This window comes from Streptomyces sp. ISL-98 (assembly GCF_018614055.1).
In the GTDB taxonomy this organism is placed as follows: domain Bacteria; phylum Actinomycetota; class Actinomycetes; order Streptomycetales; family Streptomycetaceae; genus Streptomyces; species Streptomyces spiramyceticus.
In genome coordinates this window covers 1-14,572 of sequence record NZ_JAGGPB010000039.1, presented here as the reverse complement: position 1 = coordinate 14,572, position 14,572 = coordinate 1, and the positions used below count along the sequence as shown (strand labels likewise).

The window sequence follows — 14,572 nt, the reverse complement described above, 5'->3', positions numbered from 1 at the left end:
TCCTGAGTGTGGACCTCTTGCGCCACCTGCGCATTTTCATCACCGTCGCCGACGAGCTGCACTTCAGCCGTGCCGCCGACCAACTGGGCATGGCTCAGCCGCCGCTCAGCCAGGCGGTACGCAGACTGGAGAAGGACCTCGGCGCCGAGCTGTTCGACCGATCACACCGCCAGATACGACTGACCGCCGCCGGGATGGTCCTGCTGGACGAGGCACGCGAACTCCTCGCCCGCGAGGACCGGTTGCGGACGCTGGCCCGGCGCGCCGGGGACGGGGGCCTGGGCACCCTGCGCGCAGGCGTACCTCCCGACACCACAGCCGCGATGCTGTCCACGCTGCTCGCTGCCTGCGCGGAGCACTCCCCGGGTCTGTCCGTCGATCTGCAGGAGGTCACCACCGAGGAACAACTGCGGCTGCTCGCCTCCGGTGGACTCGACGTCGGCCTCGTCCACCAGCCCGTGGACGCCACCGAGCTTCGCCTCGGCCCGGAGGTCTCCGTGGAACTCGGAGTTGTCCTGCCCCGCAGCTCACCGCTGGCCCGGCTCCCGGAGGTCGCGCTCGGCGAACTGTCCGGCCACGATCTGGTGCTCTTCCCGCGTGCCCATGCCCCCGGTTGGTACGACCGGATCCTCGACATCTGTCGCGCCGAGGGCCTCGTGCCCGGCCGCCTCCGGCACGCCTCCAACTCTGAGTTCCTGCTGGCCCTGGTCACTGCTGGACACGGAATCGCCTTCGACCAGGGGCCGGTGGCCCGCAAGGAACCCCGCGTCGCCTGGCGGCCGCTGGCAGGCCGCCCCCTCACCCAGCGGATCACTGGCGCCTGGTCCGCCGACCGGTCTGCCCACCCGGCCGCCCCCCACTTCGCGGAGCTCGCAGCCGACGTGCTCGCCCGCGACCGTACGGCGGCCCTGCGCCGCGACGACAGCCCGCGCCCGCAGGGCGGGGCGCCCCGCCCGTGGTCGGTGGTGTACGACTAGATGAGTGAGTCCGACGTCTGCGCCGCATCGCGGGAGACCGTCAAACGCTCCCACTTGGCTAGGCCGTTTCTTTCGGATCAGTCAGTGAGCTCTTTCCAACCTCGCCATGGGTGCTGGCGCGGGTCAACTCCGGCGGTGGCGTGCTGAGGGCAGCGCCTCTCGGTAGCTCGGGGATGCGAATCTGACCGAGCGACGCCGGGATGCCCTGTTGTCGTTGTTGTATGCGCCCGCGCCCGTTGACTTCAACTCGGCTGCCCAGTCGTGCGATTGCCTCGCGCACGTGTACGGCAACGCAGCCGATCGCCCGGACCGTGAACGCCGCTGTCCGTCGGACATGACGGACGCGGAGTGGGCGGCCGTGCGGCCGTTGTCGCCGGTCCCGGTCTGGCTGGAAGGACGGGGCGGACAGACCGACGGCTACTGCCACCGCCAGATGCTCGACGGCTGTGACGAAGGGAGCCATAGGTGATCGCGACCCCCGCCATAAAGATCTTTTAGGGGTCGGTGGGCTTATGGGGCCCATGCATGGACGTATTTGAGCCTGGAGCGGCACTCGAATTAGCGTTCCCATGGCCGGTTGAAAAACACACCGAAATCCGAAAGGTGGTATCTGTCCCTGTGAGTAAGGCACCACCCAGGGCCTCATGGAACGTCATCGCCGCCGCCACCGCAGCGGCGGTGATCGGCCTGGTCGCCCTGGTCACAGTAGGCAAGGCCACCGGGCAGGTCCTGCTGATCCCGCCACTCGCGGCAAGCGCAGCACTCGTCTACGGGGCGCCCGCCCTCCCGCTCGCCCAGCCGCGCAGCGTGGTAGGAGGTCAACTCCTTTCAGCCATCACCGGGTTCGTGGTCCTCGCGGTAGCGGGAAGTTCCGTATGGTCCGCGGCGGTCGCCGGCGGTCTCGCGCTCGGCGTGATGATGATCGCCCGCACCCCCCACTCACCGGCCGCGGCCACCGCTGTCATCGTCGCCGCGACAGCGCCGGACGCGCTGGTGTTCCTGCCGTTGCTCGCGCTCGCGTCGGTCATCCTCGTCGCCGTCGGCGTCGCAGCGGGCCGGGTCAAGGCCCAGGCGGCCTACCCCGCCTACTGGTGGTAGACCCCGCCATCCCCCTTTGTTCACCCCATCGCCCCCTGCAGGGCAGAAACCGAGGTACCCCCATGTCTGAAACCATCGCCGGAATCGCCATCCCCGACAGCCAGATCGCCAAGGAAGCGACCGAGCTGATCCGCGAGGCCACCGACGACCTGATCTACCACCACTCCCGCCGCGTGTTCATCTGGGGTGCGATCCAGGGAGGTCGCCGCGGCCTCACCTTCGACGCCGAACTCCTCTACGTCGGCGCCATGTTCCATGACCTCGGCCTGACCGAGCCCTACCGCGACAACGGCACCCGGTTCGAGATCGACGGCGCCAACGAGGCCCGCAAGTTCCTTCTCTCCCACGGCATCGACGAGGACAAGGCCCGCTTGGTGTGGGAGGGCATCGCCCTGCACACCACCCCCGAGATCCCCACCCTCATGGCCCCCGAAGTCGCCCTGGTCACCGCCGGCGTCGAACTCGACGTCCTGGGCATCGGCTACCACGACGTGTCGGACGAGACCCGCACCGCCGTCACGGCCGCCCACCCGCGCCCGGACTTCAAGCGCCAGATTCTCCAGGCTTTCAACGACGGCATCACCCGCCGCCCGGCCACCACCTTCGGCAACGTCAAGGCCGACGTCCTGGAGCGCTTCACCGACGGCTACGTGCGGCCCAACTTCGTTCAGGTCATCGAGAACTCCGCCTGGCCCGAGTAAATCCCCCCACGCCCAAGCCCATCACGCACCAACCCTGAGGACACGGACACCCTTGAGTACCAAGCACCGCCGCACATCGAAAAACCGTATCCGCTTGAGCGCCGGCATCGTCGCCGCCGTCGCCCTGACCACCGGCGCGGTCACCCTGACCGCCAACGCCAACCCGGCACCCCCCGCCACGGCCAAGCCGTCAGCGAAGGCCGAAAGCACCAACGTCGTCATCCAGTGGAACAAGATGATGACCGGCGCCCTGAGCACCGCGCAGGCCGGGAAGATGCACCCCACCTCCCCGCCCGTCGGCGCCCGCGCCTTCGCCATCATCCACATGGCCATGTACGACGCATGGGCCGCCTACGACAGCAAGGCCGTGGGCACCCAGTACGGCGCAGACCTGCGCCGACCGGCAGCCGAGCGCACCGACGCCAACAAGCAGGCCGCGATCAGCTACGCCGCCCACCGCGTTCTGACAGACATCTTCCCCGAGCAGAAGGCCACCTTCGACAAGAAGCTGACCGACCTCGGCTACAGCATCGCCTACACCGACAACCCCAAGGCCGGATCGGCGCAGGAGATAGCCCTCAAGGCCGCCGACGCGGTCATCAAGGACCGCGCCGACGACGGCAGCAACCAGAAGGCCGACCCCCCGTACAAGGTCCCCGTGGGCTACTACACACCGGTCAACCCGCCGCAGGAGATCGCGAAGTTCGACAAGGAAGCCCTGAAGTACCCCGACCGGTGGGCCCCGCTCAAGACGCCCGACGGCATGGTGCACAACTTCCTGACCCCGCAGTTCGCCACCGGGAAGCCGTACGCGGTAAAGGACACCAGGACCTACCTGTCCCCGAAGCCGCCGAAGTACGGCAGCGCGGAGGCCAGTAAGGCCATCGCTGAGCAGATGAAGGTCAACGCGAACCTCACCGAACGCCAGAAGGCCATCGCCGAACACTGGCAGTACCCCGGTTCCACCTCCTCCTCCATCCCGCAGGAGTGGGCCGCGTTCGTCTCCCAGCGCGACAAGCACACCCTGGACGAGGACGTGAAGATGTTCTTCGCCCTCAACCTCGCCGAGGGAGATGAGTCCGTCGTCGACTGGATGACGAAGGTCACCCACGACTACGGCCGCCCGATCACGATGATCCGCTACGCCATGGCGGGCAAGGACATCAGGGGCTGGGCCGGCCCCGGCAAGGGCACCCAGACCATCAAGGGCGAGACCTGGACTCCGTACCTGAAGACCCCCGCGTTCGCCGCCTACGGCTCCGGCCACACCGGCTTCACCGCCGTCGCCGCCGAGACCCTCAAGCTCTACACCGGCTCCGACCGCTACGGAAACACCGGCGTCATCAAGGCCGGCTCTTCCAAGATCGAGCCCGGTATGCCGTCCAAGGAGGTCCCCCTGAAGTGGGACACCTTCTCCGAAGCGGCCAAGGAAGTCGGCGACTCCCGCATCTACGGCGGAGCCCACTGGAAGTTCGACCACGACTCCGCCGACAAGCAGGGCCGAGTCCTGGCCAAGGACGTGTGGAAGGTCTCCCAGTCCTACTTCAACGGAACCCACACCAAGGAGCAGCAGTAATGGCCACAGAGGCAGTGAAGTACATCAAGAACGTCTTCCGCTCCGGATTCGAGCTGAAGGACATCGACTGGACCCCGTGGTCCGAGCCCGGCCGGATCGGCGTCGACCACCACGTCCTGTGGGCACCGGACGAGGCGGCCGGGGAGGACTCGGTCGGCCTGCTGCTGCGCTTCCCGCCGACCGCCCACGGCGACTTCCACGAGCACCTGGGCTATGAGCTGATGCTCGTCCTGGACGGCCAGCTCGACCACAGCGACGGCGTGTCCTACTTCAAGGGAGACCTCGTCGTCGAAGGCCCCGGCACCGAGCACCGCATGTCGTCCAGCTCCGGCTGCACCGTGCTCGCCATCCGGACCCGTCCGGCCAGCCCCCGTGCCCCGAAGAAGCCGATCCGAGAGGTCGTCTCCGCCGGGTCCTGACCGGACGAAGGGCTGTGCTCCGGGTCGCACCCCGGGGCACAGCCCCCCTTCTTTTGCGCATCAAACCCCACCCACACCACCCACACCATGACGAGTGGAAGCACGGAGCATGACTTTTCCTGCGCCCGCACAGGCTATCCATCCCGACCGGGAACCGAAACGGCGTGTCCTGGTCTCCTCCACCTCATCCGATTCCCACACCTGGAATCTGGTGTTCCTCCAGATCCTCCTTGAGGACATGGGACACGAGGTCATCAATATCGGCTCCTGCGTCCCCGACGACCTGCTGATCGAACAAGCCCGCCGCCACCGACCGGACATGGTCGTCATCTCCAGCGTCAACGGCCACGGCGCCCTCGACGGAAAACGCCTCATCACCCGCATCCGCACCCTTCTCGACCTCGCAGATCTTCCGGTCGTCATCGGCGGGAAGCTCGACATCAAGGCCGGGGAAGGGGGCCAGGCCGGCCCTGAGTTGATGGACGCCGGGTTCACGGCGGTCTTCGAAGACAGCCAGGGCATCGACACCTTCCGCGACTACCTCGCCCTGACCGGCCCGCGGCGTGAGCTGGAGGCCACCGGATGAGCAGCGAACACGATGCGTCGCTGTTCGGGGACGCCGTCGCCCAGGCCGCGCGAAAGGGCCGTCTGGTGGTGCAGCCGCGCATGGGGATGCCGACCGTCTCCCAGATGCGGGAGGGGCTGTATGCGGTCTCCCGGGCCCGCGCGACGACGGTGGGAACGATCACCCTCGACAGTTACACCCGTGTCGGTGACCACGCCTCCGCGCGCAAGGCACTGGACGAGGACAGCGACTTGAACGGGTTCCCGATCGTCGCGCACGGCGCGGACGTCACCCGGGCAATGCTCGCCGGCCTGGACGCGCCGGGGTTCGCGATCCAGGTACGCCACGGGTCGCCGCTACCGGCCGGGATCGTCCAGGGGCTCATCGACGCCGGTCTGAACGCCACCGAGGGCGGACCCGTCTCCTACTGCCTGCCCTACAGTCGCACCCCCCTCACACAAGCACACGACGCCTGGGCGAAAAGCTGCGAGCTCCTAGCGGAGAAGGTCCCCGGCGCGCACCTGGAAAGCTTCGGCGGCTGCATGTTGGGACAGCTCTGCCCCCCGAGCCTCCTCATCGCCATCTCCCTCCTCGAAGGGATCTTCTTCCGCCAGCACGGAATCACCAGCATCTCCCTGTCCTACGCGCAGCAGACCCACCTCGACCAGGACGCCGAAGCCATCGCCGCCCTGCGCCGCCTGGCCGCCCAATACCTGGGCGGCACGCAATGGCACGTCGTCCTCTACACCTACATGGGTGTCTTCCCCCAGACCCACGGCGGAGCCCTCGACCTGCTGCGTGCCTCAGCGCTGCTGGCGAAGTCCACCGGCATCGAGCGGATGATCGTCAAAACCCCTGCCGAAGCGCACCGGATCCCGACTGTCGCCGACAACATCGAGGCCCTGGAAACCGCATCCGAAGCATCGCAGGAGCCGCCGCTGGTGTTCGGGCCCGCACAGGAGGGCCTGTATGAGGAGGCCCGCGCGCTGGTCGAAGCGGTCCTGGAACTGTCCGACGACGTCGGCCAAGGACTCCTGACGGCGTTCGAGCGCGGCTATCTCGACGTGCCGTACTGCCTGCACGCCGACAACGCCCAGAAAACCCGCGCCTACATCGCCCCCGACGGCCGCCTGAAGTGGCTGACCACCGGATCGATGCCTATCTCCGTGGAGCGCCCCGCCTCCAGGCCGCGGCTGACCGCCGACGGGTTCTTGACGATGCTCGGGCACGTCCAGCACCACTACGACGCCCCGCACCTCGAAACCGGCCGCCGCCTCGCCCTCACCTCCGCAGCAAAGGACGCTTCATGACCATGCAGCCCCTGACTCTGGCCGTCATCGGCACCGGCCCGCGCGGCATCTCCGTCCTCGAACGCCTCGCCGTCCGCATCGCCGAGACCCCGCCCAACCGGCCGGTGCGCATCCACGCCATCGACGACACCGAGATCGGCGCCGGACGGATCTGGCGTACCAGCCAGGACGACTGGTACACGATGAACACCGTCGCCGGGCAGATCACCATGTACTCCGGCACTCCCGACGAAGGCCCGTGGCGGCCCGGCGCCGGCCCCGCGCTGGACGAGTGGTCACGCAGCCGCGCCGACATCCTCTCGCTCGGCTCGGACGACTACGCCACGCGCCGCACCTACGGTCACTACCTGCGCGACGTCTACCGCAGCATCGAACAGCACCTCCCCGAAGGGGTGGAGCTGATCTCCACCCGCACCCGCGCCAAGTCCCTCGCCGCCCGCCCGGCCGGAGGATGGTTCGTCGAAGTCGACCGCTCCCCGCACGTGATCGCCGCCGACCATGTCCTGCTGGCCACCGGGCACCCCAAGAACCTTCCCGACGCGTTCGAACGCCGCATGATCGACTTCTGTGCCCGCAACGCCTACGGCCCGCACTACGAGTGCGGGGACTCCGCCGCCGACATGGACCTCAGCGAACGCGCCATCCCGGCCGGCTCCACAGTCGCCATCCGCGGACTTGGCCTGTCGTTCTACGACGTCATGCTGTCCCTGACCATTGGGCGCGGCGGCACGTTCAAGACGAACGGCGACCGCATGACCTACATCCCCTCGGGCCGCGAGCCCTACATCGTCGCCGGATCACGCTCCGGCCTGCCCATCCCCGCCCGGGGCGTCAACCAGAAGCGACCCGACCACACCCACAAGGCACGCCACCTCACCAAGCAGGCCGTCGCCGCCGCCCGCGTCCGGCGTCGGGAGACCACCGGCAACGACCAGCTGTCCTTCACCGAGGATGTCTGGCCGCTGCTGATGCGCGAAGTCAACCAGGTCTACCAGGACACCCACCGCGCTCAGGGCGGCATCGGAACCCTCCCCGAACTCGACCTGCACAAGCTCGCCCGCCCGTTCGCGGGCAAGACGTTCTACAGCCCCGGCCACTTCCGCACCCACCTGCTGCAAACGATGCGCGCCGACCTGGACGACGCCGCCCTCGGCAACGCCCGAGGGCCGCTGAAGGCAGCCCTCGACGTCCTGCGCGACATCCGCAACGTCGTACGCGAAGCCGTCGACTACAACGGGCTCCTCCCCGCCTCCCACGAAGAGGACTTCAACCGCCAGTTCCTGCCCGTCAACTCCCTGCTGTCCGCAGGGCCCCCGGCCGAACGCGTCGAACAGCTCTACGCCCTGATCGAAGCCGGCCAGGCCGACATCATCGGCCCCGCGACCGAGTTCACCGAAGACGACGCCAAGGGCCTGTTCAAGATCTCTTCCCCGCAGGTCCGCGGAGCCGTCAAGTGGGCCGCAGCCCTCATCGACGCCCGCATCCCCACCCCCGACCTGCACCGCGACACCTCCGAGCTGACGTTCTCCCTCATCTCCACCGGCATCGTCTCCGAGTTCTTCCGCACCGGGCCTGGCACTGCACCCCCCGCCCCGACGGGCGGACTCAACGTCACCCGCGCCCCCTTCCACGTCATCAGCGCAGATGGGGAAGTCCACCCCGACGTGTATGCGCTCGGTATCCCCACCGAGCACACCCGCTGGTTCACCCAAGTCGGCTCTGGCAAGCCCGGCCTGAACACCCTGTTCAAGCAGGACGCCGATGCCATGGCCCGCTCCATGCTCGCCGCCCTCGGCGACGACACGACGACCCCCGTCCCCCGACACGCCACCATGATGGGAAGCATCCGATGAGGAGCTCTTGCGCCACCCGGGCGTTCCGCGCGGCCCGCGACGTCCTCCTGGAGCACCGCGACGACCTCGATACCGCACGGCAGAAGTTCACCTGGCCCCAGATCCCTCGCTTCAACTGGGCGCTGGACTGGTTCGACGTCATCGCCCGCGACAACGACCAGACCGCCCTCCATCTGATCGGAACCGTCACCGACCACGCCACCAGCTACCGCCAACTCGCCCAGCGCTCCGACCAGGTCGCCAACTGGCTCACCGAACATGGCGTAGCCCGCGGCGACCGCATCCTGATCGCCCTGCACAACCTGCTGCCCCTGTGGGAAGTGATGATCGCCGCCATCAAGATCAGCGCGATCCTCGTCCCCACTTACCCCACGGCCTCCCCGGCGGAGCTGAAGGACCGTGTCGAACGTGCCGGCGTCAGCCACGTCATCACCTCTGCCAAGCTCGCCCCCAAGTTCGCCGGGATATCCGACCACCTCACCGAGATCTGCACCGACGGCCCCGTTCCCGAAGGCTGGCTCGACTACTCCACCTCCTACAAGGCGCCGAACGAGCCCTTCGAACCGGTCCATCACACCGGCGCCGACGACCCGCTCTTCTGCTACTTCACCTCCGGCACCACCTCCAGGCCCAAGATGGTCATCCACACCCACACCAGCTACCCTGCCGGACACCTGTCCGGCATGTACTGGAACGGAGTCCAGCCCGGAGACCGGCACCTCAACATCGCCGCACCCGGCTGGGCCAAGCACGCCTGGAGTTCCTTCTTCGTCCCCTTCAACGCCGAAGCCACCGCTGTCGCCTTCTCCCACCCCAAAACCGAGCCCTACCGCATCCTGCGCACCCTCCAGCAGCACGACATCACCAGCTTCTGTGCACCCCCCACCGTGTGGCGGGCCATGTTCGCCCACGGCCTCGGAAACCCGCCCGGTCGCCTCACCTCCGCGACCTCCGCCGGAGAGCCCCTCGACACCTACCTCGTCGACGCCGTCCGTGACTCCTGGGGCATCACCCTCAGGAACGGCTACGGGCAGACCGAAACGACCTGCCAGATCGGCATCCCCCCCGGCCGGGAAGGCAAGCCCGGCAGCATGGGATGGCCCATGCCCGGTTACCAGACCGCCGTCCTGAACACCGCCACCGGCAACCCGGTCCGCGAGGACGAGCCCGGGGAACTGTGTCTGGACCTGTCCGAGATGTCCGCCGGAGTCATGGCCGGCTACCACGACGACGGCAAGCGAACCGCCCGCGCATTCGCCGGCGGCATCTACCACACCGGCGACATCGTCACCCAGGGCGAAGACGGTGCCCTGTACTACTCGGGCCGCGACGACGACATGTTCAAGTCGTTCGACCACCGCATCTCCCCCCTGGAACTGGAGACCGCAGCCCTGACCCACCCCGCCGTGGCTGCCGTCGCCGTCATCCCCGTACCCGACCCGATCGGCATGTTCATCCCCAAGGCGCACATCGTGCTGGCCCCCGGATGGGCCGCAACCAAGGTCACCGCCCGGCAGATCCTCACCCACGTCTCCCAGAAACTCCCGGACGAAAAGATGATCAAAGCCGTAGAGTTCACTGAGGAACTCCCTCTGACCGCGTCAGGGAAGATCCAGCGAAGCGTTCTGCGTAACGGGCACCACGAGAGCACCGGGGAGACCTGGACTCTCGACTAGGAAGAGCCCGTGGCGGCCCTCTCCGCCCTGACGATGGACCGCCACGGGCTCAGCATGGACCACGCCGCGCGGCGCGCCATGCGCAATCCGGCACGGGGGCCGGATCCTCATGCAACTCACCTGGCTGCAAACCTTCATGGCTGTGTACCAGACCGGGTCCTTCACCAAAGCAGCACGCCACCTCGGCGTGACCCAGCCAACCGTCACCCAGCAAATCCGTAACCTCGAGCAGGAGTTCGGACGTCCACTCTTCGAACGGACCGCAAAAGGAGCCCTTCCCACCCCCAGCGGATCCGTCCTCGCCCGCGACGTACAGACGTCACTCAAGGGCCTGAACTCCGCGATCTACCGACACTTCGGCCACGCCGACGAAGAACGACCCATCCGCATCGGAGCCACCGCCGAACTCACCGCCGCCCGCGTCGTCCCCGCCATCTCCAGCCTCGTATCCGGCGGCCTGGGAATCCGGCTGTCCCTCGGCGCCAGCCACGAACTCCTCCCACAGCTCGAAGAAGGCTTCCTCGACCTGGTCGTCTCCACCATCCGCCCCTCACGCCGAGGGCTGGAAACCACACCCCTGGCCGACGAAGAACTCATCCTCGTCGCCTCACCCGAAGCCGTCGAAGACTTCTTCCCCTCCGGCGTCGACCAACACAGCATCCTCAAAGCACCGATGATCGCCTACGCCGACACGATGCCACTGATCCGCCTCTACTGGCAGACCGTGTTCAACAGCGAACCCGACTGCCCCATCACCGCCGTCATCCCCGACCTGCGCGGCATCCTCGCCGCCGTCATCTCCTCCGCCGGCATCTCCGTACTGCCCAAATGCCTGTGCTCCGCAGCCCTGGCATCCGGCGCCATCACCATCCTCATAGAACCCGAGTTACCACCCATCAACACCCTCTACCTCGCCGTCCAGCCAGGGTCACTGTCCGACTACCGCCTCTCCCAGGTCCACAGCACACTCCTGAAGAACGCCCGCAACTGGAGCTGACCGGCCTGTCCAATGAACGGTGTAACTCGGGTTGTTGGAGTCGTCTTGGAGCGGGTGCCGTTACGGGAGTTGCCGCTATTCTTCCCGCCGGATCGTGCCGGTCATAACCAAGGTGATCGGTGACCTCGCCCTCCCAAGCGGACTCCAGCAGCCGCTTGGTCAGCTGCTGGAGCAGCCCGCCCTCGCCGGTCAGCTGGAGACCCTCGGCCTGGGCCCGGCCCACCAACTCCTCAATCACCTGGTCGTCCACGGACCTGGCCGCCTGCGGCTCAGCTACCTCGACGGGCTCATGCTCAGACATGTTGTTGCTGGTCATCGGCGCATCTTCCGTGATCAGGAGTTACACCGTTCTTTCTACAGTCCCGCCGGTAATGGTGAACGGATAGGCGTTGGACTGGCCCAGCCAGTCGCCCTCGCCGTCACGGCGCTGGAGGGCCGCGGCATTGGCCGTGACCCTGTTGGGCTTGGTGTTGGAGATGAAGTCGAGCCGGACCGAGATGGTGACCGTCCGGCCTGGCGAAACGGTGAACCCGGGGAAGCCGTCGTTGAAGACGCCGATGTGCTCGCCCCGGTCGGTCTTCTTGAAGGAGACAGGCCGCCAGCGCGTGCGGTCAAAGAACTCCAACTGCACTTGGCTGGGCTGCAGCGTCCGGGCCTGGTCGTCGAGAACGATAATTCTCATGCTCCACCCTGCGCGGCAGGGCGTCCCGCAGGGTCGGGGTCCTGCCACGCAGGCTTGTTCGCCCCGCCCTGTGCTTACGACTCATCGGACAGGGCCTAAGCGGTCTTGTAAGTGCGTTGTGTGGTTGGTGCCGCTGCTGTGGCTCGTCTCATCGCGCGTGTGCGTGCTCTGCAGCAGTGATGTCCTTGTGACGCCGACCGGGGTTGCTTATCAAACGGGTCGACCCGTATCGTAAATCGGTATGAGCTCCTTTCCGTCCTCCAGGGGACGTCCCAGGGACCCCCGCTCGCACGAGGCGATCGTCAGCGCGGCCACAGAGCTGGTGATCGACGTCGGCTACGCAGCGACATCGATCGGGGCGGTGGCTGCCCGTGCCGGTGTCGGCAAGGACACGGTCTACCGACGGTGGCGGGGCAAGCCGGAGTTGGTCTTCGAGGCCGTCTTCACGACCACCGACCATGCTCCGACCCCAGACACCGGAACGCTGGCCGGGGACCTGACGGCACTGCTGCGGGGCCTGGTCGACGAGTTCCACGCACCGGCCGCTGCAGCGGCGCTCCCGGGGCTGCTCGCTGACTTCGCCGCCGATCCGGTGCTGAAGGCGCGCATCCGCAGCGACTTCCTGGCCCCCTCGAAGGAGCGGCTGCTGATCGTCTTCGAGCGTGCCGTGGCGCGCGGGGAGATCGCGGCCGACACACCCGTGGATCTGGTTCTGGACACGCTGGCAGGAGCCGTGTTCTTCCACGTCGGTCTGGTCGGAGAACAGCCCGACCCTCAGCTGGCCGGCCGGCTGGCTGCTGTCATAGCCAAAGGAATCGAGATCCGATGAACGGCTGGCTTCTCGCAGCGGGCATCACCGCGTTCGGTGTGGCCGCAGCGCACATCGTCGGCGGGCACCGGGATGTGGTGCGCCCGCTGCTGTCCTGCGGACTCGCAGACGAACCCAAGCGCGTCCTTCATGCCGTGTGGCACATGGTGAGCGTCGACCTGGTGCTCTCCGCAGCCGCCTTGGTCTACCTCGCGCTGGCGGACGATACGTCAGCGACCGGCCTGGTGGCGTGGTTCGTGGCTGCGCACTTCGTCGCGTACGCAGTCGCTTTCCTGGTCGTCACGTTGTCGGTCGGCTGGCCGAAGCCACTGCTCCGGCTGCCGCAGTGGATTCTTCTCCTGCCGGTCGCGGTCCTGACAGTGGCGGGTGCTGCGTAGCGACAGCCCCGGAGAGATACAGCCGCGGTGCCCGCGGGGCTGATCCGAGCCGCCAGCAGCCTCCCGCGCACAAGCTAAGCGGTCTCGGTGATGCGGGCTGTGGTTCGGGTATGAGGCAGGACAGGGAGGGTCTGCCCATGCCGAAGATCTTGCGTGTGGAATTGACGTCTGATCAGAAACGCGAGGTGCGTGAGCGTCTGCAGGCATGAGATCTCGCGCCGGGTGCCAGACTGCGTCTGGACTGCGTACGGCTGATGGGGCGGGGCCTGACCGTGCCCGAGGTGGCTGACCTGCTCGAATGCAACGCCGTCACCGTGCGGGGTGCGGTCCACCGCTTCGCGGCCGGCGGGTCCCAGTGAGGCCCGGCCGATGGCTTCGCGTGCGCGTGCTCCACCCGTCAGGCGTCGAAGCGGTGGCGGGAGGTCTCGATGTGCCCGAGGTAGCGATGGGTCCAGTCGCACAGTCCATCGATCGTCACCCGCAGGGCCTGGCCCGGCTCGGTGAGGGTGTACTCGACCCGCGGCGGCACGACGGGGTGCACCATCCGCTCAACCAGGCCGTAGCGCTCCAGCATGCGCAGGTTCTGGGTGAGCATCTTGTGGCTGATGCCCTCGATCTCGTTCCGCAACTCGCTGAAGCGCAGGGTGCGTTCGCCGAAAGACTCGATGATCAGGAGCGCCCACTTGTTGGCGACGTCCGAGAAGATCTCCCGCGCCAGAGAGTCCGCGCGCCTTAGGTCCGCATCCTCGGGCGAGCCGCTGAACTGCTTGGTCACCATCAGGTTCCCCAGTCACCGAAAAGTGCGTTCTTCCATGTCAACGGACACTCTCTTACGGTTTCTGAGTAACCACAAGAGAGTGGCTCTCGTAGCAATGGAGGCAGGCACATGGCCATCACCCTGGTAAACCCCAACGGATTGCCGGAAATCGACGCCTACCGGCAGGTGTCGATCGCGACCGGGTCGAAACTGGTCTTCATCGCCGGACAGGTCGCCTGGGACGCGGACAGTGTCACGGTCGGCGAAGGCGACCTCGCCGCCCAGGTCGAGCAGTGCTACCTCAACATCGGCACCGCCCTGGCCGAGGTCGGTGCCTCCTTCGACGACGTGGCGAAACTGACTGTCTACGTCGTCGACTGGACCCCCGGCAAGATGCCCCTGCTGCTGGAGGGGATCACACGGGCGGCCGCGAAGCTGGGGGTCACCCCGGTACCGCCGGCCACGCTGCTGGGCGTCGCGGCACTGGATGTACCCGAGCACCTGGTCGAGGTCGAAGCCACCACCGTCATCGACTGAACAGGTGCTCTTCGCCCCGGGGGTGTCTATCTCTCTTGAAACCTCCCCTCCCTGAGGGGAGGGGGTTCCTCACCTTCCAGGGCTGATCGGGGATTTCTGGCTCAGGCAGCCATCTGGGGCAGCGCCCCAGATGGTCTTACGCCCTCAGCACCAGCCGGGTTGAGACCAGCCCGGACCAGCATCACGCGTGCGGAGCTCTTGTCTCTGGACGAGACGGC

17 protein-coding genes and 2 pseudogenes are annotated in these 14,572 nt (G+C 67.3%); 15 read left to right on the top strand and 4 right to left on the bottom strand.

Translation table 11 applies throughout. The annotated features are described in order from the left end of the window. Positions 1 to 17 precede the first annotated feature (17 nt). The 11 genes from J7I98_RS26075 (at position 18) to J7I98_RS26025 (ending at position 11,172) form a co-directional block, all read left to right on the top strand. The gene (locus tag J7I98_RS26075) at positions 18 to 977 is read left to right on the top strand and encodes a LysR family transcriptional regulator (RefSeq protein ID WP_214926861.1); all 960 of its coding nucleotides are present in this window, start codon (positions 18 to 20) and stop codon (positions 975 to 977) included. Positions 978 to 1,257: 280 nt separating this feature from the next. Then, entirely contained in the window at positions 1,258 to 1,446 is a 189-nt protein-coding gene (locus J7I98_RS26070) for a transposase (protein ID WP_214926579.1), read from the top strand. A 149-nt stretch (positions 1,447 to 1,595) separates the two neighbouring features. Then, on the top strand, positions 1,596 to 2,075 hold the full coding sequence (locus tag J7I98_RS26065; RefSeq protein WP_308377938.1) for an HPP family protein: 480 nt from the start codon (positions 1,596 to 1,598) through the stop codon (positions 2,073 to 2,075). Positions 2,076 to 2,137: 62 nt separating this feature from the next. After that, complete coding sequence (locus J7I98_RS26060) at positions 2,138 to 2,776, top strand: HD domain-containing protein (RefSeq protein ID WP_214926575.1); 639 nt, start codon at positions 2,138 to 2,140, stop codon at positions 2,774 to 2,776. Between the two features lie 94 nt (positions 2,777 to 2,870). Continuing rightward, the gene (locus J7I98_RS26055) at positions 2,871 to 4,352 is read left to right on the top strand and encodes a vanadium-dependent haloperoxidase (protein ID WP_214926573.1); all 1,482 of its coding nucleotides are present in this window, start codon (positions 2,871 to 2,873) and stop codon (positions 4,350 to 4,352) included. Further along, entirely contained in the window at positions 4,352 to 4,771 is a 420-nt protein-coding gene (locus J7I98_RS26050; protein ID WP_214926571.1) for a cupin domain-containing protein, read from the top strand. The genes J7I98_RS26055 and J7I98_RS26050 overlap by 1 nt, the downstream gene beginning before the upstream one ends. Before the next feature lie 109 nt (positions 4,772 to 4,880). Continuing rightward, positions 4,881 to 5,357, top strand: coding sequence for a cobalamin B12-binding domain-containing protein (locus J7I98_RS26045; RefSeq protein WP_214926569.1), 477 nt, complete (start codon positions 4,881 to 4,883; stop codon positions 5,355 to 5,357). Continuing rightward, on the top strand, positions 5,354 to 6,646 hold the full coding sequence (locus J7I98_RS26040; protein WP_214926561.1) for a methylaspartate mutase: 1,293 nt from the start codon (positions 5,354 to 5,356) through the stop codon (positions 6,644 to 6,646). The genes J7I98_RS26045 and J7I98_RS26040 overlap by 4 nt, the downstream gene beginning before the upstream one ends. Then, the gene (locus J7I98_RS26035) at positions 6,643 to 8,499 is read left to right on the top strand and encodes an FAD/NAD(P)-binding protein (protein ID WP_214926553.1); all 1,857 of its coding nucleotides are present in this window, start codon (positions 6,643 to 6,645) and stop codon (positions 8,497 to 8,499) included. The genes J7I98_RS26040 and J7I98_RS26035 overlap by 4 nt, the downstream gene beginning before the upstream one ends. Then, entirely contained in the window at positions 8,496 to 10,175 is a 1,680-nt protein-coding gene (locus J7I98_RS26030) for an AMP-binding protein (protein ID WP_214926551.1), read from the top strand. Before J7I98_RS26035 ends, J7I98_RS26030 begins: the two co-directional genes overlap by 4 nt. A 109-nt stretch (positions 10,176 to 10,284) precedes the next feature. Next, positions 10,285 to 11,172 (top strand): LysR family transcriptional regulator, encoded by an 888-nt coding sequence (locus tag J7I98_RS26025; RefSeq protein ID WP_285438081.1) that lies wholly within the window; start codon positions 10,285 to 10,287, stop codon positions 11,170 to 11,172. Positions 11,173 to 11,204: 32 nt separating this feature from the next. Here the strand turns inward: J7I98_RS26025 and J7I98_RS41355 are convergent. Beyond that, a pseudogene (locus tag J7I98_RS41355) lies at positions 11,205 to 11,488 on the bottom strand (transposase); the annotation flags it as partial. A 24-nt stretch (positions 11,489 to 11,512) separates the two neighbouring features. Next, positions 11,513 to 11,854, bottom strand: a complete 342-nt coding sequence (locus J7I98_RS26020; protein ID WP_214926549.1) for a hypothetical protein — start codon at positions 11,852 to 11,854, stop codon at positions 11,513 to 11,515. A 241-nt stretch (positions 11,855 to 12,095) separates the two neighbouring features. On the opposite strand from J7I98_RS26020, the gene J7I98_RS26015 reads away from it, so the two are divergent. The 3 genes from J7I98_RS26015 (at position 12,096) to J7I98_RS42980 (ending at position 13,419) form a co-directional block, all read left to right on the top strand. Further along, on the top strand, positions 12,096 to 12,683 hold the full coding sequence (locus tag J7I98_RS26015; protein WP_214926547.1) for a TetR/AcrR family transcriptional regulator: 588 nt from the start codon (positions 12,096 to 12,098) through the stop codon (positions 12,681 to 12,683). Further along, positions 12,680 to 13,060: a hypothetical protein gene (locus J7I98_RS26010; protein WP_214926545.1), complete on the top strand. Its 381-nt coding sequence runs from the start codon at positions 12,680 to 12,682 to the stop codon at positions 13,058 to 13,060. Before J7I98_RS26015 ends, J7I98_RS26010 begins: the two co-directional genes overlap by 4 nt. Positions 13,061 to 13,290: 230 nt before the next feature. Continuing rightward, on the top strand, positions 13,291 to 13,419 hold the full coding sequence (locus J7I98_RS42980; RefSeq protein WP_374225174.1) for a helix-turn-helix domain-containing protein: 129 nt from the start codon (positions 13,291 to 13,293) through the stop codon (positions 13,417 to 13,419). A gap of 38 nt (positions 13,420 to 13,457) precedes the next feature. On the opposite strand, the gene J7I98_RS26005 is transcribed toward J7I98_RS42980, so the two are convergent. Next, positions 13,458 to 13,838, bottom strand: a complete 381-nt coding sequence (locus J7I98_RS26005; RefSeq protein WP_214926543.1) for a helix-turn-helix domain-containing protein — start codon at positions 13,836 to 13,838, stop codon at positions 13,458 to 13,460. Between the two features lie 108 nt (positions 13,839 to 13,946). Here J7I98_RS26005 and J7I98_RS26000 point away from each other — a divergent pair, with 108 nt between their 5' ends. Beyond that, positions 13,947 to 14,354, top strand: a complete 408-nt coding sequence (locus J7I98_RS26000) for a RidA family protein (RefSeq protein ID WP_214926541.1) — start codon at positions 13,947 to 13,949, stop codon at positions 14,352 to 14,354. 101 nt (positions 14,355 to 14,455) lie between these two features. Here J7I98_RS26000 and J7I98_RS41350 read toward each other — a convergent pair. Next, positions 14,456 to 14,572, bottom strand: a pseudogene (locus J7I98_RS41350) (RNA-guided endonuclease TnpB family protein); the annotation flags it as partial.

Bases quoted from the DNA above. Each gene is read 5' to 3' on its own strand.
- J7I98_RS26020 (WP_214926549.1), bottom strand. From the start codon at position 11,854: ATGAGAATTATCGTTCTCGACGACCAGGCCCGGACGCTGCAGCCCAGC.
- J7I98_RS26040 (WP_214926561.1), top strand. From the start codon at position 5,354: ATGAGCAGCGAACACGATGCGTCGCTGTTCGGGGACGCCGTCGCCCAG.
- J7I98_RS26010 (WP_214926545.1), top strand. From the start codon at position 12,680: ATGAACGGCTGGCTTCTCGCAGCGGGCATCACCGCGTTCGGTGTGGCC.
- J7I98_RS26050 (WP_214926571.1), top strand. From the start codon at position 4,352: ATGGCCACAGAGGCAGTGAAGTACATCAAGAACGTCTTCCGCTCCGGA.
- J7I98_RS26035 (WP_214926553.1), top strand. From the start codon at position 6,643: ATGACCATGCAGCCCCTGACTCTGGCCGTCATCGGCACCGGCCCGCGC.
- J7I98_RS26025 (WP_285438081.1), top strand. From the start codon at position 10,285: ATGCAACTCACCTGGCTGCAAACCTTCATGGCTGTGTACCAGACCGGG.
- J7I98_RS26060 (WP_214926575.1), top strand. From the start codon at position 2,138: ATGTCTGAAACCATCGCCGGAATCGCCATCCCCGACAGCCAGATCGCC.
- J7I98_RS26015 (WP_214926547.1), top strand. From the start codon at position 12,096: ATGAGCTCCTTTCCGTCCTCCAGGGGACGTCCCAGGGACCCCCGCTCG.
- J7I98_RS26030 (WP_214926551.1), top strand. From the start codon at position 8,496: ATGAGGAGCTCTTGCGCCACCCGGGCGTTCCGCGCGGCCCGCGACGTC.
- J7I98_RS26000 (WP_214926541.1), top strand. From the start codon at position 13,947: ATGGCCATCACCCTGGTAAACCCCAACGGATTGCCGGAAATCGACGCC.
- J7I98_RS26005 (WP_214926543.1), bottom strand. From the start codon at position 13,838: ATGGTGACCAAGCAGTTCAGCGGCTCGCCCGAGGATGCGGACCTAAGG.
- J7I98_RS26045 (WP_214926569.1), top strand. From the start codon at position 4,881: ATGACTTTTCCTGCGCCCGCACAGGCTATCCATCCCGACCGGGAACCG.